The organism is Pseudomonas sp. OIL-1 (assembly GCF_010669185.1).
Taxonomy (GTDB): domain Bacteria; phylum Pseudomonadota; class Gammaproteobacteria; order Pseudomonadales; family Pseudomonadaceae; genus Halopseudomonas; species Halopseudomonas profundi.
On sequence record NZ_CP048629.1, the window covers coordinates 2566834 to 2593576 of the forward strand.

Below are 26743 nucleotides of genomic sequence, written 5' to 3' on the forward strand. Positions count from 1 at the left end.
GATAACTAGAATAACGGTCCTCCGCGGAGAACATGCATGACTCAATCTGGCGTATTGAAGCGTTCTACAATCCTGATCCACGGCTCCGTCGGTATGCCGCTGGCCATCATTGGCTACCCGTTAGTGGTCTATCTCCCACCGTTCTACGCTCAGGAGATCGGCCTGAACATGGGCTTGATGGCCCTGGTTCTGGTTCTGGCAAGAATGTCGGATGTAATCACTGATCCGCTTATCGGCACGCTGAGCGACCGCTGGCAGACCCGTCTGGGACGCCGCAAGCCGTGGCTGTTGATGGGCACACCCTTGATGTTGCTGGGCACAGTAATGATATTCATGCCGCCGGACGGAGCGGGCCTTGGTCATCTCTTGCTCTGGACCGTCCTGATGTATCTCGGCTGGACGATGGTGACGCTGCCCTATGGTGCCTGGGGCGCCGAGCTCTCTCCGCTGTATCATCAACGCAGCCGTGTCACAGCATCGCGCGAAGGTTATGTGCTTATCGGCCTGTTTCTCGCCGCACTGGCTCCGGCAGTCGTGCAGTCGATGGCTGCTCGGTTTGCTGCTGGAGAAACGGACGGCGTGCTGATGAGCTTTATGATCTGGCTGGTCGGATCAGACGGCCAGCTGAGTATGGGTTATGGACCGATATTGGCAGGCATGGGCTGGATGTTGCTGCTGATGTTGCCGGTTACCGTGTTGCTGGTCGTGCTGTTCGTCAAGGAGGCGCCGGCGCGATCCATTCAGCGCACCGAGTGGAAGAAAGGCCTGCGGGTGCTCAAGAATAACGGTCCGTTCAAGCGCATGATGCTGATGTTGCTCATCGTCATTACCGGGGAGTCGTTCCGCAACGCGTTGTCCGTGTTCTTCATGCAGCACGTGATCCAGATCCAGGCGCAGATCGGCATGATGTACCTGCTGTATTTCGGGGTCGGGATTCTGGGTATTCCGTTCTGGCTGCTTCTGGGTAAGCGAATCGGCAAACACAAAGCATTCTGTGTAGCGGTGGGCGTATCAAGTGCCAGTATTCTGGGAATGTTTTTCTTGCAGGTAGGACAATTGGTGCCCTTTGCGATCATGTTCGCGCTGAAAGGATTCTGCTTCGCTGCCTTTCAGTTCCTGCCGCTTTCAATGCTGGCCGATATCGTGGATCTGGATACTGCGCGTAGCAAGGAACACCGTACCGGTCTGTTCTTCGCGATGTCAGGTATGGCGCAAAAGCTGGCAATGGCGATCGGACTGGGCTTGTCGCTCGGGCTGTTAGCGCTGGTGGGTTTTGATGCCCAGGCTACAACCCATTCCGCAGATCAGCTACTTGCTCTTCGCGTGCTCTACATCCTTGGTCCAGTATCGCTATACATGGCGGCGTTCGCCATTGCCTGGCGCTACCCGCTCACCTCCGAGCGCCAGGAACGTATCAATCAATGGGTGATACGGCGTAACGCCCGGGTAGAAATGGCTGCCCGCACGACTTAGTCCAACGGAAGCGCCCCCGTCGCTCACGACGGGGCAAGCTTATGGGCCAGCCGGGGTTTCGCCTTCATCAATCACGACATCGCTTACCACCTCGGCAACGACTCCGTCAGCCGATCTGATCAAAACCAGGTCGGGACCGGCTTCACGCCATTCATAACCGGAGAAATCCGGTAGCTTGGCCAGTAGTCGCGGGTTTACGTTGCGGCCAGCGCCCGCCGGAAGCTCCTTGCCCTTCGCAATATTCCTGCTCAGGTCGGGTGAGAGTTTTTCGACAGGCTCGACGTATGCGCTGTATTCCGTGTACAGCCGGCGTATGGCGGCTTCTTCCTCGTGTAGATCGGGTTCAAGTTGGGATCCTTCCAGACGCGCCTGCTCGGCTGAATAACCGGGTGAGTCTGTTTCTACCGCCGGAGGCTGCGCATAACCAAGCGTGGCGGCGCCAAGGACAGGCATCAGCAGGGCGTAGCGGAATATCAAACGTGCGGGTACAGACATGTGCAATTTCCTCGCTTGAATCGGAGCAGCTGCGGGTCGGCTGACTGCACCTTCAGCATAGTCATTGCAACGTGACCTTGCCTGGAGGCGAGACGTTTGCGCTCGGCGCAGCTATCCATGCAGATAATGAATGATCATTCCTGAAGGTCGGTTTGCTCGCGTTTGTCGCTTTAAACGGTATGTTTCCGTAGGAGATTCCGGACAATTAACAATCAAGTGAGGCTGAACATGGCATGCACAATCGAAGGCAAAGTAATCATCATCACCGGCGCCAGTAGCGGCATAGGCGAGGCGGCAGCGAGGCTGCTGGCGGCGCGAGGTGCGAAAGTCGTATTGGGAGCACGGCGGATAGAGCGTCTGGAGGCTCTTGTTGCGGAGATTACTGCAGCTGGTACAGAGGCCAGCGGCGGCGAAGCGGTTTGCCAGGCGACAGATGTCACCAGTGCAACGCAGGTACAGGCATTGGTGGACCTTGCCCTTGAACGTTATGGCCGTGTGGATGTGTTGATAAACAATGCGGGTCTGATGGCTATCGCAAGCATCCATAAAGTGCGGGTAGAGGAATGGGAGCGCATGGTGGATATCAATATCAAGGGCGTGCTGTACGGCATCGCGGCTGCACTCCCGGTATTCCAAAAGCAGAAAGTCGGACATTTCATCAATGTCGGATCCATTGCTTCCCACAAGGTTGCCCCAGGGGGCGCTGTTTATAGCGGAACCAAATTTGCGGTGAGAGCCATCAGTGAAGGGCTCAGACAGGAAGGTGGGGCGATTCGCTGCACAATGATCTCCCCGGGCGGAGTCAAGACAGAATTGCCGAAGGGCAGTTCAGATCAAACGACGGTGGCGACGCTCGAAGAAATGTATCGAACCGCACTTCCGGCTGAAACCATTGCCAGGGCAATGGCCTATGCCATCGAACAACCACCGGAAGTAGACGTGAACGAGATAGTGATACGACCTGCGGCGCAGGCCTTCTGAGGCAGGCTAGGTTATTTGGCAGGTTTGCCTGGGCGAGGCGCACCATATACCTGGCCGCTCTTGCCATTCGGGATTTTCTGAATTTCGCCGCCGGAGGCCAGGAAACTCTCTATCTGGCTATCGATAGAGCTGCTGGTGGCTATGGCAGCATCTGCCTTGCGCTTGCTGGTGGTGGTCTTCGCGGACATGGACGGCTGCCTTGTATAAGGAAAGGGCAGCCATCTTACACCTTTTTGCCAAACTTTGCTTGACATAAAGTGCGCTTTTAATATGGGCTTGGTCGAAATCGGATGACTGGCTGAGCTTGTGGTCAGCTGCCGCGAGACGTCGGAAGCCCAAATGCTTTCTATCATCGTCACACCGATACCTGATCAAGCCCGCCGGTTGACGGGGTGGAGCAAGTGGTGAAAACAGGAATGTTTTCACCAAGCCCCCAGGGCGGGTTTACGGCGTCTTGCACGGCCCTGGCAGCCGGCGGGCGATCGATAGTTGATCAGTTCAGTGCTGGTGTCCACCTACGCCATGCGCATGCCCATGGGCCAGTTCTTCTTCGGTCGCCTCACGGACCGACAGAATCTCGATGTCGAACGTCAGATCCTTGCCAGCCAACGGGTGGTTGGAGTCGACTTCGGCCTGTGAGAGGCCAACTTTGAGGATGGTGACCTGACGTGGACCGTCTTCTGTCTGGATCACAGCGACCATGCCGGGCTTCCATTTCTTGGCGCCCTGCAAGTGTTTGACCTGGACCTTCTGGATCGCATTTTCCCGCTTCGGTCCATAGGCCTGCTCCGCGGTCAGCTCTACAGTGAAGCGGTCACCGGTCTCATGTCCTTCGAGGGCTTCAACCAGGCTGTCGATCAGGCCGGGCTGGCCGTGAAGATAAAGCACCGGTTCGTGTTTGCGGGAGTTTTCGATTTCGCCATTGGCGTCGGACAGACTGTAGTGAAACTCTACAACGGCGTTCTTTGTAATCTGCATATATGGATCGATTCCGATAGGGCTATTTGACTGAGCGCATTATCCAGATTTGCGCTCAGTATTGCCATGCCAGCGGCCCCTGCGCCACGGCTATTGCGAAACATTCAAGCCACATTGTGGTGATGGCGAAGCGGTACAAATACCATTAGTGTATCCATCTTCAAACAATACCAAGGATATGTGACCATGCTTCGGACCCAGCAGTCTGCCGCCAGACGGCTTCGTTTTGCCTGTTGCCTACTCGGCAGCGCTCTTTTCAGCCAGCCATTGTTTGCGGATCAGCCCGCCTCTCACAGTGTGAGCGCCGAGCGGCTCGAGATGCTGACTCAAGCCGCCCAGGCGCAGGTCGACAAGGGCAAGCTGGCCGGTATCGCCACGCTGGTATATCAGGACGGCAAAGTGATCCATCGTAAGCAGCATGGTTATCAGGACGTCGAGAACAAGGTGCCGTTGTCCGAGCACACGTTGTACAAGATATTTTCACTGACCAAGCCTGTTACCGGTACGGCAATGCTCATGCTGTATGAAGAGGGTAAATTCCAGCTGGATGATCCGGTAGAAAAATACCTGCCGGAACTGAAGGGCCTGAAAGTGGCGAAAGAAGAGGGGCCGAACGGCCAGCCCATTACCGAGCCGGCTGATCATCCAGTGACCATCCATGAGCTGATGACCCACACAGCCGGTTTTACCTATGGGTTCTTCTCTGAATCCCAGGTGGATGATCTGTACAAGCAAGCCAATATCTTTGACCGTGAGTCGACGCTGGCGGAAACCGTCGACAAGCTCTCAAAAATCCCGCTACGTCAGCAGCCTGGTACGGAGTGGCATTACAGCGTTTCGGTGGACGTCCAGGCGCGGTTGGTAGAGGTGTTATCGGGGATGAGTTTTGATACGTTTCTCAAGGAGCGCATCTTTGTCCCGCTGGGAATGAATGACACCGATTTTTATGTTCCGCAGGACAAAGCAGAACGGCTTGCAGTGTCCTACCAGCCCGAAGAGGAGGGTGGTCTGGTTCCGCTGCCGAATACGCAGCATTCCACCAAACCGAGGATGCTGAATGGCGGAGGCGGTTTGATTTCCAGCATGGACGATTATCTGCGTTTCGCGCGCATGTTACTTAACGACGGAGAACTGGATGGAGTGCGCCTGCTCAAGCCCGAAACGGTGCAGGCGATGCGCAGCAACCAGTTGCCTGAAGGGGTAGACGCCATCAGCCCGATCTATCCTGGAAATCAGTTTGGCCTGAACGTGGCCGTCGTTACCGACGCCGACGAGGCGGTCCTGCCCGAAGGGACGTTCTGGTGGTGGGGCGTGCAGGGACCCTGGGCCTGGATCGATCCGGCAAACGGCATCATTACCCTGGGGATGATGCAGAACACCGATTACCGTCATTCAATAGGCGTACACCGCGCCATCGCGAAAATCCTGTACGGCGACGAGATTTGATCTGACGAGGCACTTCAGGCGGAGTCTGAGGTGCCTACATCGAGTACCTGTTCAAGCGGCAACTGGGCGTGGACGTTAACACTGCCCTGCGCGGCAAAAATGACCAAGTGGTCGGCCGCCACCCGTATGCTTACTTTCTCACCCATGAAGTGGTCATCATGGCTGGGAAATATTGCCTCCAGCGTACTGCCGGTAGGTAAGCGCAAACGATACAGGGTGGTCGCGCCGAGAAAGGTCTTGCCGATAATAGTGCCGTACAGCCCAGCATCATCCTGGCTGACAATGTCATCCGGACGCAGCAGCACGTCCACAGCGCTGCCGGCAGGCAATTGGTAGGCCCGGTTACCCCGTATCACGCCGAGCTCGGTCTGAACCGTGTCAGGCGTCAGCAGCTGGCCACGTATGAAATATCCCTGGCCGATAAAGCTCGCCACGAAGGGCGTCACCGGCTCATGGTAGAGGTTGTAAGGTGTATCCCACTGTTGCAACGAACCTTCCTTCAGTACGCCGACATGATCCGAAACAGCAAAGGCTTCGTTCTGATCATGGGTAACCAGCAGAGCGCTGGTGCCGCGCAGCTTGAGAATCTCACGAACCTCACCGGACAGGCGTCGACGCAGCTCACCGTCCAGATTGGAGAAGGGCTCGTCTAGCAACAAGAGTTTTGGATCCGGCGCCAATGCCCGGGCCAGTGCGACCCGCTGCTGCTGGCCGCCGGACAGTTCATGCGGATAGCGACGGCCGAGCTGGGACAGTTTCACCAGCTCGAGTAACTCGTCGACAATGCGCTCCCGTTCGGGATGCTTTTCGATACCGAAGGCGACGTTCTGCCGGACCGTCAAATGCGGAAACAGCGCATAATCCTGGAACACCATCCCTATTCTTCGATGCTCCGGCGGAACCCGGTGCGCGGGAGAGGAGATCACCTGGCCGTCCAGCTTGATCTCGCCGCCGGTGATCGGTTCGAACCCTGCGATGGCCCGCAGTGTTGTGGTCTTGCCGCAGCCCGAAGGCCCGAGCAGGCAGCCTATGTCTCCGGCGCGCAGGTGAATATCCAGATCGGCGACGACCTTGTGGCCGGCGTACCCGCAAGCCAGCTGGTTCAGTTCCAGAATGATGCCGGGCGAGTCGGTCATGGCGACTGAACCTAATCGACCAGCAGAAATTCGACCAACGCTTTCTGCGCGTGTAGCCGGTTTTCAGCCTGATCCCAGACCACGCTGCGCGGGTCATCCATCAATTCCGTGGTCACTTCTTCCCCGCGGTGGGCGGGCAGGCAATGCATGAACAGGACATGCTCGTTGGCAAGGTCAAGCATGGCCGGTGATACCTGATAGGGGGCGAAGCGCTTCATCCGCGCCTCGGCTTCGTCTTCCTGACCCATCGAGGCCCACACGTCCGTATTGACCAGATGCGCACCGGCGACTGCTTCGTTCGGATCGCGGGTGACGGTCACACGGTCACCGGCCTGATCGAGAAAGCGCTGATCGGGCTCGTACCCTTCAGGGCAGGCGATGCGCAGCTGAAAATCAAACTGGATTGCTGCCTGGATGAAGGTGTTACACATATTGTTGCCATCGCCGATCCAGGCGACAGTCTTGCCCTGGATCGAGCCACGGTGCTCCTGATAGGTCTGCATGTCTGCCAATAGTTGGCATGGGTGCAGATCATCGGTCAGCCCGTTGATTACCGGCACGCTGGAATGCTGTGCGAAGGTTTCGATATCAGTGTGGGCGAAGGTGCGGATCATGACCGCATCTACCATGCTCGAAAGCACCCGCGCGCTGTCTTCGATCGGCTCACCCCGACCCAGTTGGGTATCACGCGGAGAAAGGAAAATTGCCTGACCGCCGAGCTGGATCATACCGGCTTCAAACGAAACGCGAGTACGGGTCGAGGCTTTCTCGAAGATCATGCCCAGCACGCGGTTCTTCAGTGGCTCGTAGATCCCGCCCTGCCGATGTAGCGCCTTTAGCTCTATGCCGCGCTTGATCAGGCTGATCAGCTCTGCCTGTGAACAATCCATCAACGAAAGAAAGTGCCGTGCTGTCATGTTGAGCTACCCGGTAACCTCGGTCGGCTATCGACCGGAAACAGTGGGCCTTACCGTAGCTGTTAAGCCCAGTAGAGCCATATCCGAAAAAAGAGAAGCAGCGATCTTATCGGTAAAATCCGTCCAATGGCAAATGCCCCGGCCGTAACGCCGAGGGATGTTGGTTGGGCGGTAATCTTGCCGATCCTCCTGGCAGGCTGCCCGAATCCCATGAATTGCAGTTCTCTGCGCCAAAAAAGCGGACGGATTGCTGCCATGACGACGCCGAGTGAGCTGAGGGGAGCGGCATAGCCCGCAGCTTTTGCTGTACACTAAACGTCTTTCTGCGGGCCCCATCCATGCCTGCGCACGCTACGAGGAGTTGTCATGGACACTATCGAAACCATTAAAGAACAGATCACCAAAAACCCTGTTCTGATTTATATGAAGGGTGCACCCAATGCTCCCCAGTGCGGTTTTTCGGCACGGGCTGTTCAGGCGCTCATGAGCTGTGGGGAAAAGTTCGCCTACGTGGATATCCTGCAGAACCCCGACATCCGCAGCGAATTGCCGAAATATGCGAACTGGCCGACTTTTCCGCAGCTTTGGGTTGATGGCGAGCTGGTGGGTGGTAGCGACATCATTATTGAGCTGCACGAATCCGGTGAGCTTGAGAATATGGTCAAGGCGGCTGCAGCCAAGACGGCCTGAGACCTGAATCAGCCAAAGCCCGCACGGATGAAAATCCATGCGGGCTTTTTTATGTCTGATATCAGCCCAGCAAACCCTCGAAGGGTAGAAACGAAAGAAGTTGACCCTTGTTGACTGTTATTCCCGCAGGGATCAATAAGAGACCACTTGCCTGACTGGCGCTGCTGAGCACACCGGAGCTCTGATTACCTGCGGGGACAACGCAACCGTTTTCAAGTCGGGCGCGCAGATACTCATCACGCCCCCCTGATTTGCTGCGCTCGAACCCTGCGGCTAACGCGACACTGAGCGGTTCGGTTTCGCTGCATCCCAGGCGGCGCAGCAGGTAGGGCTTTACCAGTAACAGGAAGGTCACCAGCGAGGCGGCCGGGTTGCCAGGCAAACCCAGCACCGGGGTATCGCCGAAACGACCCAGAGTGAAGGGCTTGCCGGGCTTGATCGCCAGTTTCCAGAGTTCGACACGGCCGGCTTCACGCAGCACCTGGCCCAGACAGTCTGCTTCACCTACCGACACACCACCGGAAGTCAGGATAACGTCGGCCTGCTGTGACAGTTCTCGCAAGCGCACGCGGGTCTGCTCGGGGTCGTCGGGTAATATGCCCGCATCGATGACGTTTTGACCGAGGCGCTGTAGCGCTCCGATCAGGGTAAAGCGGTTACTGTTGAATATCTGCCCGTTTCCAAGCGGTTGACCAGGTTCCACCAGTTCGTCACCGGTGGAGAGCACTGCGATGCGCAAGGGGAGCCTTACCTCAAGCGTAGCAATGCCAACCGACGCAATCACTCCCAGATCCTGCGGTCGCAACACCTGTCCGGCATCAAACAACACGGCGCCCTTGGAGATATCCTGGCCCTGTGGCCGAACGTTGCTCCCTGGTTGCACGGGCTGGAGCAAGCGCGCAACGCCATCTTTCTCTTCGATGTTCTCCTGCATTTCGACCGTGTCCGCACCGGGCGGTATAGGCGCACCGGTAAAAATCCGGGCGCAGGTGCCAGACGCAAGGGGTGACGGAGCCATGCCGGCGGTGATGCGTTGGCTGATAGCCAGGCCGTGGGATTGCGCCAACGCCGTGTCAGCGCCATTGAAGGCATAGCCATCCATGGCACTGTTGTCCCATGGCGGAACGTCATGGGCGGCCTGCACCGGGTTGGCCAGTACTCGACCGAGAGCCTGCTGCAGCGGCACCCGTTCGGCTCCGGTCGTCGCTTCGGAGGCGGCGGCGCTCAGCAGCTTATCCAGCGCCTCCCTGACTGGCAGCAAACTCATGCGCGCGTCTCACAAGCCGGGCCGGCACCTAAGTGCTGAACGAAATTGCAGGGGCGCGTGCGGCTGTCGAGTTGTTCCCTGAGAATGCGTTCCCAGGCGGTACGGCAAGCGCCGGTCGATCCGGGCATGCAAACCACCAGCGTACGATTCGCCAGGCCAGCCAGCGCCCGCGATTGCACCGTCGAGGCGCCGATCTCTTCCCATGACAGATGACGGAACAGTTCGCCGAAGCCATCGACTATCTTGTCGAGCAACGGAGCTACCGCCTCGGGCGTACTGTCACGTCCGGTAAAGCCGGTGCCCCCGGTAATCAGGATTACCTGAACGTCATCGCGCACAATCCAGTCGGACACTACGGCGCGGATGCGGTAAATATCGTCTGGATGCAATTGGCGATCAGCAATCAAGTGGCCGGCTGCGCTCGCACTTTCCACCAACAATTGGCCTGACGTATCAGTGTCGGTTGAACGCGTATCGCTAACGGTGAGGACGGCAATATTCAGGGGGCGAAATTCGCTGGCGTTATGGGCCATGGCTGGGTTCCTTTGGCTGAAAAAGCAGGCCAGTGTTATAACACAGAGCCGCATGACTGGAGTTGGACATGGTTGACCACACCGGGTTTCACCTTAGCGCATTACTATTGGCTGGCGGGCAGGGCAGCCGGGTTGATGGACGCGACAAGGGACTGATCGCCTGGCAAGGGCGGCCCGTGGCCGAGCATCTGGCAATATTGCTGCGTCAGGTATCAGCTGAGCTGATCATCAGTTGCAACCGCAATCATGAGCAATACCGAAAGTGGGCTGACGTGCTGGTCAGCGATCCTCAACCCGACTTTCCGGGCCCGCTAGCGGGCATACTCAGCGGCCTGAAAGCCTGCTCCGGCACGCATCTGCTGGTATTGCCATGCGACGTCCCGAAAATGAATGCCGCTTTACTTTGCGAGCTCATTGCACTGGCGCAGGCTCAACCGAACGAGCCCTGTATCACCCGCACCGGTGACCGCTGGCAGCCGTTAGTATCGATAGTGCCCGTCGCCCTTACGGCTGAGTTACAGGCGGCCTGGGAAGAAGGCGTACGTAGCCCGATGCGCTGGCTTGCTGCCCGCTCTCATCAGGTATTTCACCTGCCAGAAGCCGACCAGCGATTCTTCAATGCAAACCAGTTAAAGGATTGGAACGGTTGAAGGTTCCGCCCGCGCGTGCCGGCGGCCTGGGCTTGTTTAGGGCCACAAAATGTAGGCAAGGGCCTTGTCAAAACAAAGCGATGCGGTAAAATGCCGGCCACTAACGGAGTGTAGCGCAGCCTGGTAGCGCGTCTCGTTCGGGACGAGAAGGTCGCTGGTTCGAATCCAGTCTCTCCGACCAAATCAAAAAGCCCTGCTTCGTCCGAGCAGGGCTTTTTTGTGCGCCGGTTTACTGATCTTGGGAGTTTCCCGAAGTGTTGGGCTCCATGCCTTCTTCTTCACCCACGCCCCGTATTTCGCGCAGTGCCTTGCTGGAATGGATGAAGCAGGCGTCCATGTCACCCGCCTCCTGGGCAGCTTTGGCCTGGCGGATATGATCCTGTATCTGTTTTTCAGCCCCTTCGCCCAGATAGTTCAGATCGGTCGCTTCGATACCCTCCAGCTCCTGCATGTTGTTCTCACAGGAATCGGGTGACTGATTGGCGTGAATGGCTGGGCTGACCAGCAGCACTGCGGTCGCCAGAAGCGTAGTGGATTTCATGACGGATCCTCGTGGCAGTATGGCTTTGGCTGGGCCAGACGAACTGGCCTGCCGTTGCGGATAAACCCCGCGGGGTAACGGATATGACAGCATTAGCTGACGGGCGTTTCATCTGTAGCTGGTGCGCCTGGCGCTCTCGCTCAGCAGAACCTCAGTGCGGCAACGTCAGAACATAGCCGGCGCAGGCAGAGCCAGACCCGCTAGCGCATAACATGGTGCAGACGGGCGAGGCGGTCATGCGCTTGTGAAAAAGCGTGCACAGGAAGGAACCGAAGAGTAGCGCGGCGACCGGCAGCCACCATCTGAATCGGTAGAAGCCCCAGAAGGTCATGCCAAGCGCGGCTCCTGGGGCGAGAAATCCACCCAGGATGGAGCATACAAGTCTCAACTCTCCCAGCTCTGCATGGGGTATCAAAGCGAACCGGTGATTTTTGAGGTAGGTCTCGCTGGCGAGGACAAAAAAGGACACTGCGGCGATAAAGGCAATCATCTACCGTCCTGTTTCAGTAAAGCCGAGGGGCGAAATGTATCAGTACTGACACACTCCATCCTCTGTCGGTTCCCTGAAAGTACCGTAATAGAGCCCTTCGCGGTGGTGGGCTAGTGCCGGGTCTGCGGATTGGCTGAGCGACCCCCTCCCGCCAGACACACCATCAGTCGCCTCAGTTTTGTCCTCTGACGCGACTCACCGCGTCCAGCCATCCTTTATAGAGTTCTTCACGCTTGGCTTCAGGCATGGCGGCCTTGAAGGTGCGTTCGCAGCTCCAGCGTTCGGTAAGTGCGTTCAGGTCATGAAAAACCCCGGTGTGCAGCCCAGCCAGATAGGCCACGCCAAGGGCCGTGGTCTCGGTGATTTGCGGGCGGTCTACGGCCACGCCAAGTATGTTGGCCAGGGCCTGCACGACCCAGTTGTTCACCACCATACCGCCGTCGACCCGAAGGGTGGAGATCGATTGGTTGCTGTCCCGGAGCATCGCATCGAGCAGGTCGCGGGACTGGAAGCACACTGACTGCAGCCCGGCGGTGACGATTTCGGCAATGCCGGTGTCGCGGGTCAGCCCGAAAATGGCGCCGCGTGCCTTGGGGTCCCAGTAGGGCGCACCGAGGCCGGTAAAGGCCGGCACCAGATACACGCCGCATTGGTCGCCGGTTTGCTCGGCCAGCGCTTCGGTTTCGCCTGCATGCTGAATCAGTTTGAGCCCGTCACGTAGCCATTGGATTGCCGCGCCCGCGACAAAGATGCTTCCTTCCAGCGCGTAGGTGGTCTGGCCATCGAGCCGGTAGGCGACGGTTGTCAGCAAGCGATTGTCGGAACTGACCGGCGTCTCGCCCGTATTCATGATCATGAAACAACCGGTGCCGTATGTGCTCTTCACCATGCCTGGCTCAAAGCACACCTGCCCGAACAGGGCAGCCTGCTGATCGCCCGCCATCGCCGCAACCGGAATGGCTGCGCCGAGCACATCCGGGTCGGTCACGCCAAAGTCCGCGGCGTTGTCCATAATCTCCGGCAGCAGGCTCGCGGGTATATTCAGCAGTTCGAGCATGTGCTGATCCCATTGCTGGGTATGGATATTGAACAACAGCGTACGTGAGGCGTTGGTGGCATCGGTGCGATGTACCTGGCCGCCGGTCAGCCGCCATAACAGAAAGCAATCCACTGTACCGAAGCGCAGCTTGCCTTGCTCGGCGCGCTCGCGGACGCCAGGAACGTTGTCCAGCATCCAGCTGAGCTTGGTGCCAGAAAAATACGGATCGATAAGCAGTCCGGTGCGTTCGGTTACCGTCGGCTCATGTCCGGCGGCCTGCAGTTTCGCGCAGTAGCCCGCGGTACGGCGGTCCTGCCAGACGATGGCGTTATGCAGCAGTTCACCCGTTTCGGCGTCCCACAGCAGGGTGGTCTCGCGCTGATTGGTGATGCCGATAGCGGTAATATCCTTTGCCTCGAGCAGTGCTGACTTCAGCGCCTCGCGGCATACCTCGAGCGTGCTGTCCCAGATCTCCTCGCCGTCGTGTTCGACCCATCCATCCTGCGGGAAATATTGCGCAAACTCGCGCTGCGCTGTGGCGATGGGCTGCGCCTCGTCATTGAAGATGATGGCCCGAGTGCTGGTCGTTCCCTGGTCAATCGCGAGTATGTGGTTGCCCATGCATGTGCATCCTATAGTAGCTAACGAGCAATCGGGGCGAACTGGCCCCCTGTCTGGCTGGCCAGATCGGTCGGAGCCAGCTCGATCTCCAGGCCGCGGCGGCCTCCGCTGACAAATATCTGTGGCAATGCTTCTGCACTGGCATCGATAAAAGTGCGCAGAGTTTTTTTCTGGCCGAGCGGGCTGATACCTCCAACAAGATAGCCGGTACTGCGCTGCGCTGCTGCCGGATCGGCCATGATCGCTTTCTTGGTGCCCGCCGCCTGGGCCAGCTCCTTCAGATCCAACATGCGGTCAACCGGAACAATGGCGACCAGCAGCTCTGCGCCATCCGTGGCGGCCAGTAAGGTCTTGAACACCTGGGCGGGTTCGAGTTGGAGGCATTCTGCCGCCTCCGTGCCGTAGGATTCGGCCTTTGGGTCGTGATCGTAACGGTGCAGTCGGTAGCTTACCCTGGCTTTGTCGAGTTGTTTGGTGGCTGGTGTCATGCTGCGGCTTCGTGTTGGATTAGTCAGCGATTCTGGCCGTGGTTCTATGCTCTAATCAAGTCGGACAGGTCAGTGGAGTAGGGCGAGTGCTCGAAGCGCATCCGGGTGAGATGGGGAAAGCTACGCCGAAGAATGGTCAGGCACCCTTAGATCTAGTGGTGATTGGCGGCGGCATTAACGGCGTCGGCATCGCGAATGACGCGGCAGGTCGGGGGCTCTCGGTATTGCTCTGCGAACAACACGATCTGGCGGCACATACTTCCTCGGCGAGCAGCAAACTGATTCATGGCGGCTTGCGCTATCTCGAGCATTTCGAGTTTCGTCTGGTGCATGAAGCACTGGGCGAGCGGGAAGTGCTGTTGCGCAAGGCACCACACATCATCTGGCCGTTGCGCTTCGTGTTGCCGCATCGGAGTCATCTCAGGCCGCGCTGGATGCTCAGGGCAGGTCTGTTTCTTTATGATCATCTCGGCGCCCGCACGACCTTGCCCGGGTCCACTGCGCTGCGGCTGGATGCTCGGGGGCCGCTACAGTCTCGTTTTACCCACGCCTTTGAATATTCCGATTGTTGGGCAGACGATGCCCGCCTGGTGGTGCTCAATGCCATTCAGGCCCGGGCGCTGGGTGCGGATATACGCACCCGAACGCGCTGCGTCAGCGCCCGGCGTGAGGGTGGGCTCTGGCAGGTGAAACTGCAAAACGCCGGGGGCAATAGCGAACTCATCCAGGCCAGGACGCTGGTGAACGCGTCCGGTCCTTGGGCTGCGGAGGTTATCGAACAGGTAGTTGCAGGCCGGTCACCGCATGGGGTCAGGCTGGTCCAGGGCAGCCACATCGTAGTACCGCAACTGCATCCGGGTCCCCAGTCGTACATTCTGCAGAATGAGGATCAGCGCATCGTATTTGTCATACCCTATGAGCAACACTTTTCGCTGATCGGTACGACCGATCTCGACTACCAGGGTGACCCTGCTGATATATCTCCGACGCCGGGGGAGGAGCGTTATCTGCTGGACGTGGTCAACGCACATTTCAAACGCCAGCTAACCCTCCAGGATATCCACCACCGCTACGCCGGCGTCAGACCTTTGCTGGATGACGAGGACGACAATCCGTCTGCCGTGACGCGGGACTACACCCTCACCGTGGACGCGCCAGAGAACGAGCCCCCGTTGCTGTCGGTTTTCGGCGGCAAGCTCACCACCTACAGGCGCCTGGCCGAAGCCGCCCTGGAAAAACTCGTCCCCTGGTTGGATGGCGGGCCGGCCTGGACCGCTTCGCACGCATTGCCTGGTGGAAACTTCGAGACGCAAGCTGCCCTGCATAACGAATTGGCGACTCTGTTTCCCTGGCTGACCCCGCTGCAGATAGCCCGCTATGTGCGCAGTTACGGTACGTTGTGCCGGGAGTTCTTGGACGAGGCCCAGAGGCCAGAGGATCTGGGCGAGGACTTCGGTGGCGGATTGACCGAGCGCGAGGTCAGCTATCTATGCGATCGGGAATGGGCTATCACCAGCGAGGACATCCTCTGGCGCCGAACCAAGTTGGGCCTGCACCTCGGCGCAGCGCAACAGCAGCGACTTGGCGAATATCTTGAATTGCAGCGGATGGGGCCGGAATCGACCAACTGATCCGTCCTTTGCCCCCATCCGTTATTTGCGATAGCAACGTGCCGCGGCCTCAGGCGTCGGCGATCTTCACCACCAGCTTGCCGAAATTCTTGCCATCAAGGAGGCCCATGAACGCGCGCGGCGCGTTTTCGAGTCCTTCAACCACATCTTCCTTGACCTTCACTTTGCCTTCCTTGACCCAGGGTGTCATGACCTTCAGGAACTCGGGGTAATGCGGACCGTAGTTATCAAAGATGATAAAGGCCTGCATACGGATACGCTGACTCAGCAACAGCCGCATCAACTGCGGAAGCCGGTCGGGACCTTCCGGCAGTGAGGTTGCGTTGTATTGAGCGATCAGGCCGCACACTGGCACGCGCGAGTGGGGATTGAGCAGAGGCATGACCGCGTCGAATACCTTGCCGCCTACATTCTCGAAGTAAATGTCGATGCCGTCCGGGCAGGCCTGTTGCAGATCACTTTCCAGGCTGTCGAGGTGATGATCCAGACAGGCGTCGAAGCCAAGTTCATTAACGGCATAATCACATTTCTGTTTGCCACCAGCGATGCCGACCACCCGGCATCCCTTCAGCTTGGCCACCTGACCCACTACCGCGCCAACTGGCCCGGTTGCCGCAGCCACTACAACGGTTTCGCCTGCTTTGGGTTGACCAATGTCCGTCAGGCCCATATAGCCGGTGAATCCGGGCATGCCCAGCACGCCAAGCGCATGGGAGGGATGCTCCATGTCGGGATCAAGTTTGAACACCATGGAGCCGTCCGAGATGGCGTAATCCTGCCAGCCTGCGGTGTAGGCCATCACCAGATCGCCCGGCTGATAGCCCTCCAGATTGGATTCAACTACCCGGCTCACCGCGCCGCATGGCATGACATCCCCCACTTCGGTGGGCTCGGAATAGGATTTGGCATCGCTCATTCGGCCGCGCATGTAGGGATCGAGCGACATCCAGGTATTACGTAGCAGCATCTGTCCCTGTGCCGGCTTGGGAATCGGGGTCTCCACCAGTTTGAAATTGTCATCGTTTGGCGCGCCGACGGGGCGCGAGGCGAGCAGTATCTGGCGGTTGACGGACGAGGACTGTGGCATGTCTGGCTCCGGTTCAATGAATGAGACAAAAAGTCAGCATGGGTGGGGTGCTGGTTTCGGTCAAGCCATCTGAGCCGGCCTTATAGTCTGCTATCACCCAATATGAGGGGTGCGTAAAACTTGGTTCCAGGCCTGAACAAAGTCGTTGGCCCGGCCGTTTCGATGCGGGTACGCTGATTGCCAGATGCGCGCCAGGTCCGCCAGCTCGGTATGACCTTTTGGTGTGACGCCGCGGTATTCATATACCGCCCAGGCGATGGCGGTGGCGTAGCCGAGATTGAATCCGAGTTCGGCATGAGGGTTTTTCAGAAAGCAGTGCTGACTGGCCAGTCCGCGAACCAGACTTGCCTGATCAGGAGACTGTGCGAGATGGTTGTCCCAGAGCTCGATATGTAGGGCTGGCGGTATCGCGTAAGGGCCGATACCATCGACCGGGCATATAGCTTGCGGCAGACTGGACATAATCAGCAGCGTGCCCAGCATCAGGTCTTCGGCGGCGGGGCTGTCAACGCCCAGAAATCCCAGTGTGGGGCCCAACACCGCTAGCCGGATAGTGCTCGTCGAGGCGAGAGCAAGTGTCGGCCAAAGTTTGACCTGACTGGCTGGTTGAACGTCGTTCAGACAACTCAAGGCTGGATTGATAGCACTTACTGTCACAATGGCATCCTGCGCTTATGTTTAGTTAAAGCATAGCGCTGAATATTCAAAGTAAAAGCCTGTTTTTTAAACTATTTAAACGCAGTGGTAGGCTGAGATATATCCTTGGGATATATCACCCAAATGCCCCGACATCAGATTGGATGATGGCACATGCAAGCGACCGATACGCCTGTTTCACCCCCAGCGTTAGATGAGCCCGCTCTGCTGGCGCAGCAACGGCGCTTCGCTGCGTTACGATTCAGTCCGCAGTTTGAGCCAGCGTTTCGTGAGTATCTACACGGCAAGATGTGCGGGCGCGTCGGAATTGTCGGCTTCTCCAGCATCAGTTTCATGTTGCTGTTCATGTGGGTGGACGTTGCCTACCTTCCTGAAGTCATTCATCGCTATACCGTGCCCATTCGCGGCGCGGCATTGTTGTTGATAGCGGCCACGTTGTGGTATGCCAATCGTCCTGGACGAGTGGCTCCGTCGCGCGCTTTCATCGCAGCCACGGTGTGTTACGTCAGTGTCGGTCTGATGGTGGTGCTGGTGATTGCCAGTAGCCGGCTCACGGTCGTGCCGGTGCCCGTAACCCATGACGGACTCTATCTGGTGTTGTTATCCGGCTTCTTTCTGCTGGGCCTGCCGATGCGGCATGCCGTGATAGGCTCCTGGTTCATAGTTGCCGCTTATCTGTTTGCCGAATACTGGGTAGGCGCTTCGCGCTATCTGATCATTTCTGGAGCGCTGTTCCTGGGCTGTTTTGCCGCGATGGGCAGTCTTGGCGCCTATGTTTATGAGTATATGATGCGCCGCGCCTATCTCAATGAGCGTCTGTTAGACGCCGCACGCAAGCGCGCCGAACGCGAAAGCCAGAGCAAGACGCGCTTCCTTGCTACGGCAAGCCACGATCTGCGTCAGCCGCTGCACGCCATGTCGTTGTTCATTCAGCATCTGGACGAAAGAGTGAAGGAGCCCGAGGCAAGGATAACGGTCAGGCGTTTAGCTGATTCCACCCACCTCCTGCAAGCCATGCTTAACTCATTGCTGGATATCTCGCGTCTGAGCGTGGGCATGGTCAAGCCACAATTGCGATCAATCAATCTTCAGCCCTGGCTGCAACAGTTACTGGGTACCCTCGAATCCAGCGCTCAGGAACGGGGCGTTACACTGAAACTCAGCTGCCCGCGATATTGCGCCGTCTCGGCGGATTCGCTCCTGCTGGAGCGGCTCATGCGCAACTATCTGAACAACGCATTGGTGCATGCCCAGGCAACCGACGTCTGGATCGAGGTCACTCGCTGTGGTGAGCGCACCCGGCTGGCGGTGGTGGACAACGGCTGCGGTCTGACCGAGGAAGAACAAGAGCGCATATTCGAGGAGTTCACACAGTTACGAAACCCGGCCCGGACATTGGAAAAGGGGGTAGGACTCGGCCTATCGATCTGTCGACAGTTGTTGCATCTGCTTGAGTACCCCTCCGGCGTCGAATCTACCCCTGGCCAGGGTTCGCGGTTCTGGCTTGAAGTGCCGGCAGCGGACTGGGTCGCGGACAGTCAGGTTGCGCCCATGCCTGATGGACAGCTGCTCAACGGTCTGATTGCCGTCGTGGAAAATGACGAGATCAATCGTCTGGCCACTGAAACTCTGTTACGCCAGTGGGGCTGCAGTGTCATCAGTTATGAAACGGCGGAACAGGCGCTGCTGGGGCTGCAGAAAACCACAGTGGATCTGCTGTTGTCGGATTTTCGGCTCGAAGGGTCGATGGACGGGCTGGAGCTGATACGCGAATTACGCTCGCAGCGCATCCATGCAGGCGCCGCGGCGTTAATTACTGCTGATACCAGTGAGGAGCTGCTGATCGAAGCGCGCCAGGCTGACGTGGCGGTTATCTATAAGCCGGTGTTGCCGGCTCGCCTGCGGCGAACCGTGCAACGCCTGTTGCCGCTGGCGTCTGCTGACGTTTTGTAGGTGCTGCGCCAAACGTAGCGGGGCCGGGCCGTATTACAGGCTGACCAGCCCCAGTTTGCGCGCGTTGTTCACGCATTCGGTGCGGTTGTGACAGTTCAAGGTGGAAAATAGCGCCTTGAGATGCGTCTTCACCGTATCCTCGGAAAGGTTCAGGCGTTGGCAGATCACCTTGTTCGGCAGACCTTCCGAGAGCAGATCAAGAATTTCCAGTTGCCGAGGCGTGACGCCCAGATCGCGGGCGTTGCCCTGGCGGTCGAGGGGTGGGCACTCCGAAGCGATCACAACCTGTTGACCAAACAGCAGACGGGTCGCTGCATCAAGTAGCGTCTGGCCATCTGCGGTCTTGCTGATGAAACCTGCCGCGCCCATCTGCAGGGCTGCGTCAAGATCGCTGGGGCTGTTGCTGGCAGTCAGGATGGCGATGGGCACCAGGGAGTCGATCGCCCGTAATTTCTGCAGCAGAGCCAGACCGCTACTGTCGGGTAGCTGAAGGTCCAGGAGGATCAGATCAAAGGTGTTGGTTCTCACCAATGCTTCCGCCTCTGCCGCATTGTGCGCGTGATCCAGGGTCACATCCTTGCAGAGGTTGGTGAGGGTAAGGCTGAGTCCGTCGAGATAGATCTGATGGTCATCGATCAACAGCAACCGCGTGTCCGGCGGCAAAGTCATAATTCCCATCTATTTTTCCCTCTTGTTTACGCCTGGCTGCAGCGCAGGTCGGGCTACAGGCGTAATTTATTATATCCCTGAATATAAGGCATCCAAACGGGGCGGAAACCGGTAATGCGTCACAAATGTCGGTAAAGAGTTCTGATTAATCCGGCATTCAAGAACAGAACGAACAGGCTGGCTATTACCACCGCGTGCCAGCTGGCTGTTTCCCAGAAATAGCCCAGATAGTAAACGCCGGCAGCGGCTCCCATGTAGTAGAACACCGAGTACAGCGATGACGCGCTCGCCTTGCCGAATTTGGCTTGCTGATTGACCCATGTATTGGCCAATGAATGCGTCAGAAAGAACCCGAAGGCATTACACAGCAACGCCAGGATGATCAACCAGAGACGGTCGCTAAGCAGTAGCAGCGTGCCGAATATCAGCAAGGCGACGCCAGTCATCATGCCGTGCAACGCGCGGTTGAATGGCACGCGCCCCGAGAAGGTCGCAGAAACCGTACCGGCAAGATAGGTCAGAAACAGCAAGCCCAGGCTGCCGGCACCGAGCTGCCATGGGCCGTCACTCAGGCGGAACGTCAGATAGGTATACAGGTTGATGAAGATCATGAAGTTCAACCCACCCACTGCAAACGCTGGCAGCAGGGCAGGGTTGGTCAGGTGGGCGACAAACCCCTTGAGACTGCCGCCCAGTGACAGCGGTCGCGAGACAAATCCAGTAGCCGGCGGCAACAGCCTGGCAACTACGGCTAGCCCGCTCAGGCTCAACACTCCGAGGCTAAGAAAGACCGTTTGCAGATCCGAGTGTTCGGCAATGAAACCGCCGACCAGCCGGCCTCCGGCGCCGCCCAGGGTATTGCCGCCGATATACAAACCGACAGCCCCGACCAGAGCGGTGCGTGTCATGGTATCGCCCAGATAGGCAATGGCTACGGCCGGCAAGACCCCTAGCGCTATACCCAACGCCGCACGTAACCAGACCAGGGTGCTGAAGTGGGTAGTAAAAGCCATGCTGAAGGTGAGCAAGGCTGTCACGCCAAGACCGACAAGTAACGGGGCCCGGCGGCCGATGGCATCGGAAACCGGACCGTGAACCAGCAACGACAGTCCCAGCGTAAGGCTGGTAATGGTAAAGGCGTTACCGGCCTGTAGCGTGGAAACCTGGAATTGCTTGGCAATCAGCGGAAGGAGCGGATGAATCGCATAAAGATTGGCGAAGATAACCAGCGAGGCGACTACCAGAGCCAGACAGGCACGCCGGTAGGCCGGCGTGCCGCGCTCAATAAGCGGTTCAGCGCTCATCGATACGGTCTTGCAGGGCGCGTATTTCGGCCCGCAACTGACGTACTTCCTGTAGTAGCAGTTCCTGGTTGGTGCCCGAGAGGCTGGTCGTCGATTTGCTGGTTTCTTCCTGGCCCTCGGCTTTGCCCGCTGCAACACGTTCGCGGTTGGTCTGTATCGCATCGACAATCACGGCAATGAAGAGGTTGAGCATCATGAAGGTCGCGATGAGGATGAACGGCACAAAGTACAGCCAGGCGTAGGGATATTCCTCCATCACCGGGCGGACGATCCCCATCGACCAGCTTTCCAGGGTCATGACCTGGAACAGGGTGTAAAGCGTAGCGCCCAGACTGCCGAACCACTCCGGAAACGCCGCACCGAACAGCTGCGTGGCGATGACGGCGGCCACGTAGAACACCAGTCCCAGCAAGGCGACGATACTGCCCATTCCGGGTAGCGAAGACAGCAAGGACTGAACGACCATTTTCATGCTGGGTACGATCGATATCAGCCGCAGCACTCGTAACACGCGTAACGCTCGCAGTACCGCAAGCGGGCCACTGGCCGGCACCAGTGCGATAGCGATTACCAGCGTGTCGAATAGCCCCCAGGGGTCACGCAGCAACCTCCAGCCATGGGCCACAAAGCGCAGCGCGATCTCGAGCACAAAGAGTCCGAGGATGATCTGGTCGAGGCGTATCAACAGGTCGCCCCATTCCTGCATGACTGCCGAAGAGGTTTCCAGGCCGAGGATTACGGCGTTGATCAGGATCAGTGCCATGACCAGGAACTGGGTACGCGGACGTTCAATCAGCTCGGCAAGGCGCAGGCGCCAGGGCTGGGTTGCTTCAAGGGTAGAGTTCATCGATTCAGTATAGGTAGGTGTAAGGCCGGCCGGACGCAACGTCCGGCACGGGCAGATTATTCGTCAGCTTCGAATGCGCACAGGGTGAACGTGGGAATGTCCGCGTCCTGCATTTTACGGGAGCCACCCAGATCAGGAAGATCGATGATGGCAGCGGCTTCATAGATTTCTGCGCCGAGCTGCTTTATCAAACGCGCTGCGGCGAGCAGAGTTCCACCGGTAGCGATGAGATCATCCAGCAGCAATACCTGGTCGCCCGCCTTCAATGCGTCGCGGTGCACCTCAACCTGCGCTTCGCCGTACTCGGTTTCATAGGATTCGCAAAGCGTGTCGCAGGGTAGCTTGCCGGGCTTGCGGAATAACACCAGCGGCTTGTTCAGTTCATACGCCAGCACGGCACCGAGCAGGAAACCGCGCGCATCGATTGCACCGATGTGGGTGATCGGCGACTCGACATAACGCTGAATCAGGCTGTCTGCAACCATGCGCATGGCGCGCGGGGAGCGGTAGAGCGGCGTGATGTCCCTGAAAATGATGCCGGGCTTGGGGAAGTCCTGCACGGGTCTGATCAGGGTCTTGATGCTGTACTCGTCAAATATCATGCTGCACTCGCAATCATTATTCGCTCTGGCCACCGGCCAGCGCGCAAAGCTGGGTATGTTCAAGTATCTCTATCTGCTTGCCATCGGCAGCGATCAGGCCCTGCTGCTGAAAGCGGGTAAATACCCGTGACACGGTTTCAACTGCCAGCCCGAGATAGTTGCCGATTTCATTTCGCGACATGGCCAGCCGGAACGCTTTGGCTGAGTAGCCGCGGGCACGGAAGCGTGCCGACAGGTTGATCAGCAAGGTCGCGATCCGTTCATCGGCGGTCTTGCGCGAAAGCAACAACATCATCTGTTGGTCTTCGCGGATCTCACGGCTCATCAGCCGCATCACCTGCTTGCGCAACTGTGGCATGGAAGCGGTAAGGTCGTCCAGACGCTCGAAGGGGATCTCACAGACAGATGTGGTTTCCAGCGCCATGGCGGACAAGGGGTAACTGTCGGCGTCCATACCAGACAGGCCAATCATTTCGCTGGCCAGATGAAAGCCGGTAATCTGCTCTTCGCCCGTGTCGGAGAGACTGTAGGTCTTTACCGCGCCGGACCGCAGGGCATAGATAGAGGTAAACGGCTCACCCTGACGGAACAGCATCTCGCCTTTCTTCAGCGGACGTCCACGCTTGACGATATCGTCAAGCAGATCCATCTCGTCATCCTGCAGAGCCAGTGGCAAACACAATCCGGACAGGGTGCAGTCCTTGCAATGTGCTCCAGGCAGGGGGCGAAGTTTGAGTGGGTCAGTCATGCCGTTCAATCCCGAAGCAGGCGTTTTGAGAAGCGCAAGCGTACCACCAACTGGGTAGCCTGTTCCATGGTGCACCAATGAAGCGTCAGTGATGCGGCTGAGTCTGGTGATCACTGCTGTGGCTGGAGCCATGACCCATGATCATGGCCTTATGGGGACCGGGCAGCGTCCAGATGCCGAACAGGATGACCATTACCGCAGCGCTCACACGTACTGCGCGCTTGCGCAGCAATGCCAACAGCCGTTCCGCCGCGAGGCCGGTGGCGAGCAAGGTGGGCAAGGTACCTATGCCGAACGCCAACATCAGTCCCGCCGAAAGTCCGGTACTGCCCTGGCTGCTGGCCCATACCAGGGTGCTATATACCAGTCCGCAGGGTAGCCAGCCCCATAATGCGCCGAGTGCCATGGCCTGCGGCAATCGTTCGACCGAAAGCAACGCCCGGGCGTGGGGTTCGATATGCTTCCAGAGCCCCCGGCCGACTCTTTCGATGCGGGTCAGCCCGGACCACCAGTTGGCCAGATATAGGCCCATGGCAATCATCAGTAACCCGGCCAGGGCGCGCAACACCAGGTCCAGCCCCAGGTCACGCAGCAGCCAGCCTACGCTGCCAAGCAATGCGCCAGCGGCAGAATAGCTGGCGATACGGCCGGCATTGTAGCCAAGCAGGATGCGCCACATCGCCCAACCGCGTCGTTGCTCTAGCGGAATCGCCAGGGTCAGCGCCCCCATCAAGCCGCCGCACATACCGATGCAATGGCCCCCGCCAAGCAGGCCCAGCGCCAGCGCCGTCAGGATCAAGGGAAGGAGTTCTGCTGTCACGTTTTGCGCTCCGGATCATCGGAATCCGGTGTTTGCGTGTCGTCTTCGGTCGATGTCTTCTTCTGGGCAGCGAGGTGAGCGGGGTCATCTTCATCGAACAGAATGCTGTGGGCGGGACTATCCAGATCATCGTACTGTCCGCTGTTTACAGCCCAGTTGAAAACCCATATGGCGACAATGACCAGCACTACAGCGACGGGCACCAGAATATAGAGAACGGTCATGCGAGTTCCTCCACGACAATTGAGTGGCGGGGCGCTGCGTAAACCGGTTTGCCCAGGCGCGTCAGTCGCAGCGCATTGAGTACCACCAGCAATGAGCTGGCCGACATGCCTATCGCAGCCCAGGCGGGCGTAACCATCCCCAATGCGGCCAGGGGTAACACCCCGGCGTTATATACGCTGGCCCAGAACAGGTTCTGCAGCATGATCCGACGGGTGCGCCGGGCCCCGTTCAATGCGTGCAGGATAACACTCAGATGCCCACTCAGCAGGACGGCATCAGCGCTGGTCTTGGCCAGATCGGAAGCCTGCCCCATGGCGATAGATACGTTGGCGCTGGCCAGAACCGGCACATCGTTGACGCCATCACCAAGCATTAACACCGTTGCGCCTTCGGCTTGCAGTGTTTGCACAAAGGCCAGTTTGTCATCCGGGCTGGCGTTGCCTATTGCTTCGCTGATCCCCAGTTTGCGAGCCATGCGCTGGACAACGCCGCTGTGATCACCAGACAACAGCACGACGCGCATGCCACGTGCGTGCAAGCCAGCCACCATGCCGCTAGCTTCAGTGCGCAGGCGGTCGTTCAGGATAAACCAGGCGATGGGGCCTGCGGCATCGCCAAGCAGCAACCACTGCCCGGCCGCATCTGGCAGGGCAGGGGCGGGATAGCTGCCGAGCTGAGCAACGAAATCAGGCTTGCCGATACGCAGCTGTCGGCCGTTGCAGGTGCCTTCCAGGCCGAGGCCCGGATGATTGCTGACGTGCTCGGCCTGCTCCGTGGCACGCCCGAAGGCACGTGCGATAGGGTGTTCCGAACGGGCTTCGAGCATGCGCGCCAGATGTAGCGCCTGATCCCCATCCTGGCCGGGGAAGGCATCGATCCGTTCCAGCGTCATGCGGCCCTCGGTCAGCGTGCCGGTCTTGTCCAGAATGACCGTGTCTACCTTGGTCAGGCCCTCGAGTACGTGGCCGCGGGTAACAAGCATGCCAAGTTTGTGCAGGCTGCCTGTGGCGGTGGTGAGCGCGGTGGGAGTAGCCAGCGAAAGGGCGCAAGGACAGGTGGCGACCAGCATGGCAAGGACAATCCAGAACGCCGTCTCACCGTTGACCTGCCACCACCAGAGCCCGCCTACCAGCACGACGGCAAGCAGAACCGTCAGCAGAAAATACTGTGCGACGGTATCGGCGATGCGCGCCAGTTTCGGTTTATCTGTCTGGGCGCGCTCAAGCAAGCGCACGATTGCCGAAAGCCGGGTTCCTTCGCCTATGGCGGTTACCCTGATGCGAACAGGCCCTTCCACATTCAGTGTTCCGGCGACTACCTGGTCTCCGCTGCGCTTGGTCAGCGGCAAGTACTCACCGGACAGGGCGGACTCATCGATGCTGCTGATGCCTTCGATGATGACGCCGTCGGCTGGAATGCTCTCGCCGGGCTTCACTGCCAGCAGATCGCCTTCTTTCACCTCTTCGAGCAAGATGCGGCTGGGCTTGCCGGAGGCATCCACGCGTACTGCGCTTGGGGGGAGAAGGTTGACCAGCCGCGCGGTGCTTTCAACGGTACGCTGCCTGGCACGACGTTCGAGATAACGGCCGGCGAGCAGAAAGAAGGCGAACATGGTCACCGAGTCGAAATAGATTTCGCCGGTATTGGTGACCGTCGCCCAGATGCCGGCCAGGTAAGCGCCGCCAATAGCGAGCGAGACCGAGACGTCCATGGTCAGGCGGCGGTTTCGCAGATCTCGCCAGGCGCCCTGAAAGAACGGAGCGCAGCTATAGAAAACCACCGGCGTGGTCATCAGCAGGCTGATCCATCTCAGCATGATCGCCATGCTCTCGCTGAGGTCCTGATTGAATTCCTCATAGAGTGCCATGTTGGCCATCATGACCTGCATGAACATCAGGCCCGCCAGACCGAGGCGACGCAGATAGCGCTTGTTTTCTGTAGCGATCTGCTCGCTGGCCTTGTCGGATTCGTAGGGATGAGCGGCGTAGCCGATACGCTTGAGCTCGGCCAGAATGGCCGATAGCTGAGTCTGCTCCGGGTGCCAGTTAACGGTTAGGCGGTGATTACCGAGATTGATCAGCGCCTCGCTGACGCCCGGAATCTGCCTCAGCCGCTTCTCGATCAGCCAGCCGCAGGCGGCGCAGGTGATGCCTTCGACCAGCAGCTGAATCTGTTGGGTATCGCCGTCGGTGCGTACGTATCGCGTTTGCACGTCGGCGCGATCCAGCATTTCCAGCTCGTCCTGCAGCGCTTCGGGAAGCGCTTCAGGATTGAGAGAGTTGTCGGTGCGATGGCGGTAATAGGACTCAAGGCCACCAGCGACGATCGCATCAGCGACCGCCTGGCAGCCCGGGCAGCACATGGCGCGCTTTTCGCCGAGGATATCGCTGCTCCAGGATGAGCCGGCAGGAACCGGCTCACCGCAGTGATAACAGGAGAGGGGGCGGGTCATGAA

28 protein-coding genes and 1 tRNA gene are annotated in these 26743 nt (G+C 58.5%); 8 read left to right on the plus strand and 21 right to left on the minus strand.

The genetic code is table 11. From position 1 onward, the window contains the following. The first annotated feature begins 36 nt into the window (after positions 1-36). The gene (locus G3M63_RS11985; protein WP_163983271.1) at positions 37-1473 is read left to right on the plus strand and encodes an MFS transporter; all 1437 of its coding nucleotides are present in this window, start codon (positions 37-39) and stop codon (positions 1471-1473) included. A gap of 39 nt (positions 1474-1512) precedes the next feature. Here G3M63_RS11985 and G3M63_RS11990 read toward each other — a convergent pair whose 3' ends face one another. After that, entirely contained in the window at positions 1513-1968 is a 456-nt protein-coding gene (locus G3M63_RS11990; RefSeq protein WP_163983272.1) for a hypothetical protein, read from the minus strand. 228 nt (positions 1969-2196) lie between these two features. On the opposite strand from G3M63_RS11990, the gene G3M63_RS11995 reads away from it, so the two are divergent. Further along, complete coding sequence (locus G3M63_RS11995; protein WP_163983273.1) at positions 2197-2949, plus strand: SDR family oxidoreductase; 753 nt, start codon at positions 2197-2199, stop codon at positions 2947-2949. Positions 2950-2960: 11 nt separating this feature from the next. Here G3M63_RS11995 and G3M63_RS19405 read toward each other — a convergent pair whose 3' ends face one another. Beyond that, a complete protein-coding gene (locus G3M63_RS19405; protein WP_178100974.1) occupies positions 2961-3137 on the minus strand; it encodes a hypothetical protein in 177 nt (58 codons plus the stop codon). 310 nt (positions 3138-3447) lie between these two features. After that, positions 3448-3927, minus strand: a complete 480-nt coding sequence (locus G3M63_RS12000; RefSeq protein WP_163983274.1) for a peptidylprolyl isomerase — start codon at positions 3925-3927, stop codon at positions 3448-3450. Between the two features lie 186 nt (positions 3928-4113). On the opposite strand from G3M63_RS12000, the gene G3M63_RS12005 reads away from it, so the two are divergent. Continuing rightward, positions 4114-5373 (plus strand): serine hydrolase, encoded by a 1260-nt coding sequence (locus tag G3M63_RS12005; RefSeq protein ID WP_163983275.1) that lies wholly within the window; start codon positions 4114-4116, stop codon positions 5371-5373. 14 nt (positions 5374-5387) lie between these two features. On the opposite strand, the gene G3M63_RS12010 is transcribed toward G3M63_RS12005, so the two are convergent. After that, positions 5388-6509 carry an ABC transporter ATP-binding protein gene (locus G3M63_RS12010; protein ID WP_163983276.1) on the minus strand — a complete coding sequence of 374 codons (1122 nt, stop codon included), beginning with the start codon at positions 6507-6509 and terminating at the stop codon, positions 5388-5390. An 11-nt stretch (positions 6510-6520) separates the two neighbouring features. Next, positions 6521-7426, minus strand: a complete 906-nt coding sequence (gene argF / locus G3M63_RS12015; protein ID WP_150300988.1) for an ornithine carbamoyltransferase — start codon at positions 7424-7426, stop codon at positions 6521-6523. Positions 7427-7792: 366 nt separating this feature from the next. Between argF and grxD the strand changes: the two genes are divergently transcribed. Beyond that, positions 7793-8116 (plus strand): Grx4 family monothiol glutaredoxin, encoded by a 324-nt coding sequence (gene grxD, locus G3M63_RS12020; RefSeq protein ID WP_150300987.1) that lies wholly within the window; start codon positions 7793-7795, stop codon positions 8114-8116. A gap of 61 nt (positions 8117-8177) precedes the next feature. Here grxD and glp read toward each other — a convergent pair whose 3' ends face one another. After that, on the minus strand, positions 8178-9383 hold the full coding sequence (gene glp, locus G3M63_RS12025) for a gephyrin-like molybdotransferase Glp (RefSeq protein ID WP_163983277.1): 1206 nt from the start codon (positions 9381-9383) through the stop codon (positions 8178-8180). After that, positions 9380-9916 (minus strand): molybdenum cofactor biosynthesis protein B, encoded by a 537-nt coding sequence (gene moaB, locus G3M63_RS12030; protein ID WP_150300985.1) that lies wholly within the window; start codon positions 9914-9916, stop codon positions 9380-9382. Before moaB ends, glp begins: the two co-directional genes overlap by 4 nt. 68 nt (positions 9917-9984) lie before the next feature. On the opposite strand from moaB, the gene mobA reads away from it, so the two are divergent. Together mobA and G3M63_RS12040 are read left to right on the plus strand one after the other, a co-directional pair. After that, positions 9985-10566, plus strand: coding sequence for a molybdenum cofactor guanylyltransferase MobA (mobA, locus tag G3M63_RS12035; protein WP_150300984.1), 582 nt, complete (start codon positions 9985-9987; stop codon positions 10564-10566). A gap of 104 nt (positions 10567-10670) precedes the next feature. Next, positions 10671-10747, plus strand: a tRNA-Pro gene (locus G3M63_RS12040). Between the two features lie 48 nt (positions 10748-10795). On the opposite strand, the gene G3M63_RS12045 is transcribed toward G3M63_RS12040, so the two are convergent. From G3M63_RS12045 to ybaK, 4 genes are all read right to left on the minus strand, one after another. Then, complete coding sequence (locus tag G3M63_RS12045; protein WP_163983278.1) at positions 10796-11107, minus strand: hypothetical protein; 312 nt, start codon at positions 11105-11107, stop codon at positions 10796-10798. A 151-nt stretch (positions 11108-11258) separates the two neighbouring features. After that, a complete protein-coding gene (locus G3M63_RS12050; protein ID WP_163983279.1) occupies positions 11259-11597 on the minus strand; it encodes a hypothetical protein in 339 nt (112 codons plus the stop codon). Positions 11598-11769: 172 nt separating this feature from the next. Continuing rightward, entirely contained in the window at positions 11770-13257 is a 1488-nt protein-coding gene (gene glpK, locus G3M63_RS12055) for a glycerol kinase GlpK (RefSeq protein WP_163983280.1), read from the minus strand. Positions 13258-13277: 20 nt separating this feature from the next. Beyond that, complete coding sequence (gene ybaK, locus G3M63_RS12060) at positions 13278-13745, minus strand: Cys-tRNA(Pro) deacylase (protein ID WP_163983281.1); 468 nt, start codon at positions 13743-13745, stop codon at positions 13278-13280. Positions 13746-13855: 110 nt separating this feature from the next. On the opposite strand from ybaK, the gene glpD reads away from it, so the two are divergent. Continuing rightward, positions 13856-15376, plus strand: coding sequence for a glycerol-3-phosphate dehydrogenase (gene glpD, locus G3M63_RS12065; protein WP_163984256.1), 1521 nt, complete (start codon positions 13856-13858; stop codon positions 15374-15376). 49 nt (positions 15377-15425) lie between these two features. Here the strand turns inward: glpD and G3M63_RS12070 are convergent, their stop codons facing one another. After that, complete coding sequence (locus tag G3M63_RS12070; protein WP_163983282.1) at positions 15426-16463, minus strand: NADP-dependent oxidoreductase; 1038 nt, start codon at positions 16461-16463, stop codon at positions 15426-15428. A 93-nt stretch (positions 16464-16556) separates the two neighbouring features. Beyond that, positions 16557-17120 carry a hypothetical protein gene (locus tag G3M63_RS12075; RefSeq protein ID WP_256669799.1) on the minus strand — a complete coding sequence of 188 codons (564 nt, stop codon included), beginning with the start codon at positions 17118-17120 and terminating at the stop codon, positions 16557-16559. A gap of 153 nt (positions 17121-17273) precedes the next feature. Between G3M63_RS12075 and G3M63_RS12080 the strand changes: the two genes are divergently transcribed. After that, positions 17274-19073: a hybrid sensor histidine kinase/response regulator gene (locus tag G3M63_RS12080; RefSeq protein WP_150300978.1), complete on the plus strand. Its 1800-nt coding sequence runs from the start codon at positions 17274-17276 to the stop codon at positions 19071-19073. Positions 19074-19106: 33 nt separating this feature from the next. On the opposite strand, the gene G3M63_RS12085 is transcribed toward G3M63_RS12080, so the two are convergent. From G3M63_RS12085 to G3M63_RS12120, 8 genes are all read right to left on the minus strand, one after another. Then, positions 19107-19751, minus strand: coding sequence for a response regulator transcription factor (locus G3M63_RS12085; RefSeq protein ID WP_150300977.1), 645 nt, complete (start codon positions 19749-19751; stop codon positions 19107-19109). 110 nt (positions 19752-19861) lie between these two features. After that, positions 19862-21046 carry an MFS transporter gene (locus G3M63_RS12090; RefSeq protein ID WP_163983283.1) on the minus strand — a complete coding sequence of 395 codons (1185 nt, stop codon included), beginning with the start codon at positions 21044-21046 and terminating at the stop codon, positions 19862-19864. Further along, positions 21036-21893 carry an ion transporter gene (locus G3M63_RS12095; protein WP_163983284.1) on the minus strand — a complete coding sequence of 286 codons (858 nt, stop codon included), beginning with the start codon at positions 21891-21893 and terminating at the stop codon, positions 21036-21038. Before G3M63_RS12095 ends, G3M63_RS12090 begins: the two co-directional genes overlap by 11 nt. 56 nt (positions 21894-21949) lie before the next feature. Then, complete coding sequence (locus G3M63_RS12100) at positions 21950-22495, minus strand: adenine phosphoribosyltransferase (protein ID WP_163983285.1); 546 nt, start codon at positions 22493-22495, stop codon at positions 21950-21952. A gap of 16 nt (positions 22496-22511) precedes the next feature. Next, complete coding sequence (fnr, locus tag G3M63_RS12105; RefSeq protein WP_150300973.1) at positions 22512-23243, minus strand: fumarate/nitrate reduction transcriptional regulator Fnr; 732 nt, start codon at positions 23241-23243, stop codon at positions 22512-22514. A gap of 85 nt (positions 23244-23328) precedes the next feature. Next, positions 23329-24063, minus strand: a complete 735-nt coding sequence (locus tag G3M63_RS12110) for a sulfite exporter TauE/SafE family protein (protein WP_256669800.1) — start codon at positions 24061-24063, stop codon at positions 23329-23331. After that, a complete protein-coding gene (gene ccoS / locus G3M63_RS12115) occupies positions 24060-24287 on the minus strand; it encodes a cbb3-type cytochrome oxidase assembly protein CcoS (RefSeq protein WP_150300972.1) in 228 nt (75 codons plus the stop codon). The genes G3M63_RS12110 and ccoS overlap by 4 nt, the downstream gene beginning before the upstream one ends. Beyond that, the gene (locus tag G3M63_RS12120) at positions 24284-26740 is read right to left on the minus strand and encodes a heavy metal translocating P-type ATPase (RefSeq protein WP_163983286.1); all 2457 of its coding nucleotides are present in this window, start codon (positions 26738-26740) and stop codon (positions 24284-24286) included. Before G3M63_RS12120 ends, ccoS begins: the two co-directional genes overlap by 4 nt. Positions 26741-26743 lie beyond the last annotated feature (3 nt).

Bases quoted from the DNA above. Each gene is read 5' to 3' on its own strand.
- G3M63_RS12070 (WP_163983282.1), bottom strand. From the start codon at position 16,463: ATGCCACAGTCCTCGTCCGTCAACCGCCAGATACTGCTCGCCTCGCGC.
- glpK (WP_163983280.1), bottom strand. From the start codon at position 13,257: ATGGGCAACCACATACTCGCGATTGACCAGGGAACGACCAGCACTCGG.
- G3M63_RS12095 (WP_163983284.1), bottom strand. From the start codon at position 21,893: ATGAACTCTACCCTTGAAGCAACCCAGCCCTGGCGCCTGCGCCTTGCC.
- G3M63_RS19405 (WP_178100974.1), bottom strand. From the start codon at position 3,137: ATGTCCGCGAAGACCACCACCAGCAAGCGCAAGGCAGATGCTGCCATA.
- glp (WP_163983277.1), bottom strand. From the start codon at position 9,383: ATGAGTTTGCTGCCAGTCAGGGAGGCGCTGGATAAGCTGCTGAGCGCC.
- fnr (WP_150300973.1), bottom strand. From the start codon at position 23,243: ATGACTGACCCACTCAAACTTCGCCCCCTGCCTGGAGCACATTGCAAG.
- mobA (WP_150300984.1), top strand. From the start codon at position 9,985: ATGGTTGACCACACCGGGTTTCACCTTAGCGCATTACTATTGGCTGGC.
- G3M63_RS12085 (WP_150300977.1), bottom strand. From the start codon at position 19,751: ATGGGAATTATGACTTTGCCGCCGGACACGCGGTTGCTGTTGATCGAT.
- glpD (WP_163984256.1), top strand. From the start codon at position 13,856: ATGGGGAAAGCTACGCCGAAGAATGGTCAGGCACCCTTAGATCTAGTG.
- G3M63_RS12000 (WP_163983274.1), bottom strand. From the start codon at position 3,927: ATGCAGATTACAAAGAACGCCGTTGTAGAGTTTCACTACAGTCTGTCC.
- ccoS (WP_150300972.1), bottom strand. From the start codon at position 24,287: ATGACCGTTCTCTATATTCTGGTGCCCGTCGCTGTAGTGCTGGTCATT.
- G3M63_RS12050 (WP_163983279.1), bottom strand. From the start codon at position 11,597: ATGATTGCCTTTATCGCCGCAGTGTCCTTTTTTGTCCTCGCCAGCGAG.
- G3M63_RS12120 (WP_163983286.1), bottom strand. From the start codon at position 26,740: ATGACCCGCCCCCTCTCCTGTTATCACTGCGGTGAGCCGGTTCCTGCC.
- G3M63_RS11990 (WP_163983272.1), bottom strand. From the start codon at position 1,968: ATGTCTGTACCCGCACGTTTGATATTCCGCTACGCCCTGCTGATGCCT.
- G3M63_RS11985 (WP_163983271.1), top strand. From the start codon at position 37: ATGACTCAATCTGGCGTATTGAAGCGTTCTACAATCCTGATCCACGGC.
- G3M63_RS12005 (WP_163983275.1), top strand. From the start codon at position 4,114: ATGCTTCGGACCCAGCAGTCTGCCGCCAGACGGCTTCGTTTTGCCTGT.
- G3M63_RS12045 (WP_163983278.1), bottom strand. From the start codon at position 11,107: ATGAAATCCACTACGCTTCTGGCGACCGCAGTGCTGCTGGTCAGCCCA.
- G3M63_RS12090 (WP_163983283.1), bottom strand. From the start codon at position 21,046: ATGAGCGCTGAACCGCTTATTGAGCGCGGCACGCCGGCCTACCGGCGT.
- G3M63_RS12100 (WP_163983285.1), bottom strand. From the start codon at position 22,495: ATGATATTTGACGAGTACAGCATCAAGACCCTGATCAGACCCGTGCAG.
- grxD (WP_150300987.1), top strand. From the start codon at position 7,793: ATGGACACTATCGAAACCATTAAAGAACAGATCACCAAAAACCCTGTT.
- G3M63_RS12080 (WP_150300978.1), top strand. From the start codon at position 17,274: ATGCAAGCGACCGATACGCCTGTTTCACCCCCAGCGTTAGATGAGCCC.
- G3M63_RS11995 (WP_163983273.1), top strand. From the start codon at position 2,197: ATGGCATGCACAATCGAAGGCAAAGTAATCATCATCACCGGCGCCAGT.
- ybaK (WP_163983281.1), bottom strand. From the start codon at position 13,745: ATGACACCAGCCACCAAACAACTCGACAAAGCCAGGGTAAGCTACCGA.
- moaB (WP_150300985.1), bottom strand. From the start codon at position 9,916: ATGGCCCATAACGCCAGCGAATTTCGCCCCCTGAATATTGCCGTCCTC.
- G3M63_RS12010 (WP_163983276.1), bottom strand. From the start codon at position 6,509: ATGACCGACTCGCCCGGCATCATTCTGGAACTGAACCAGCTGGCTTGC.
- argF (WP_150300988.1), bottom strand. From the start codon at position 7,426: ATGACAGCACGGCACTTTCTTTCGTTGATGGATTGTTCACAGGCAGAG.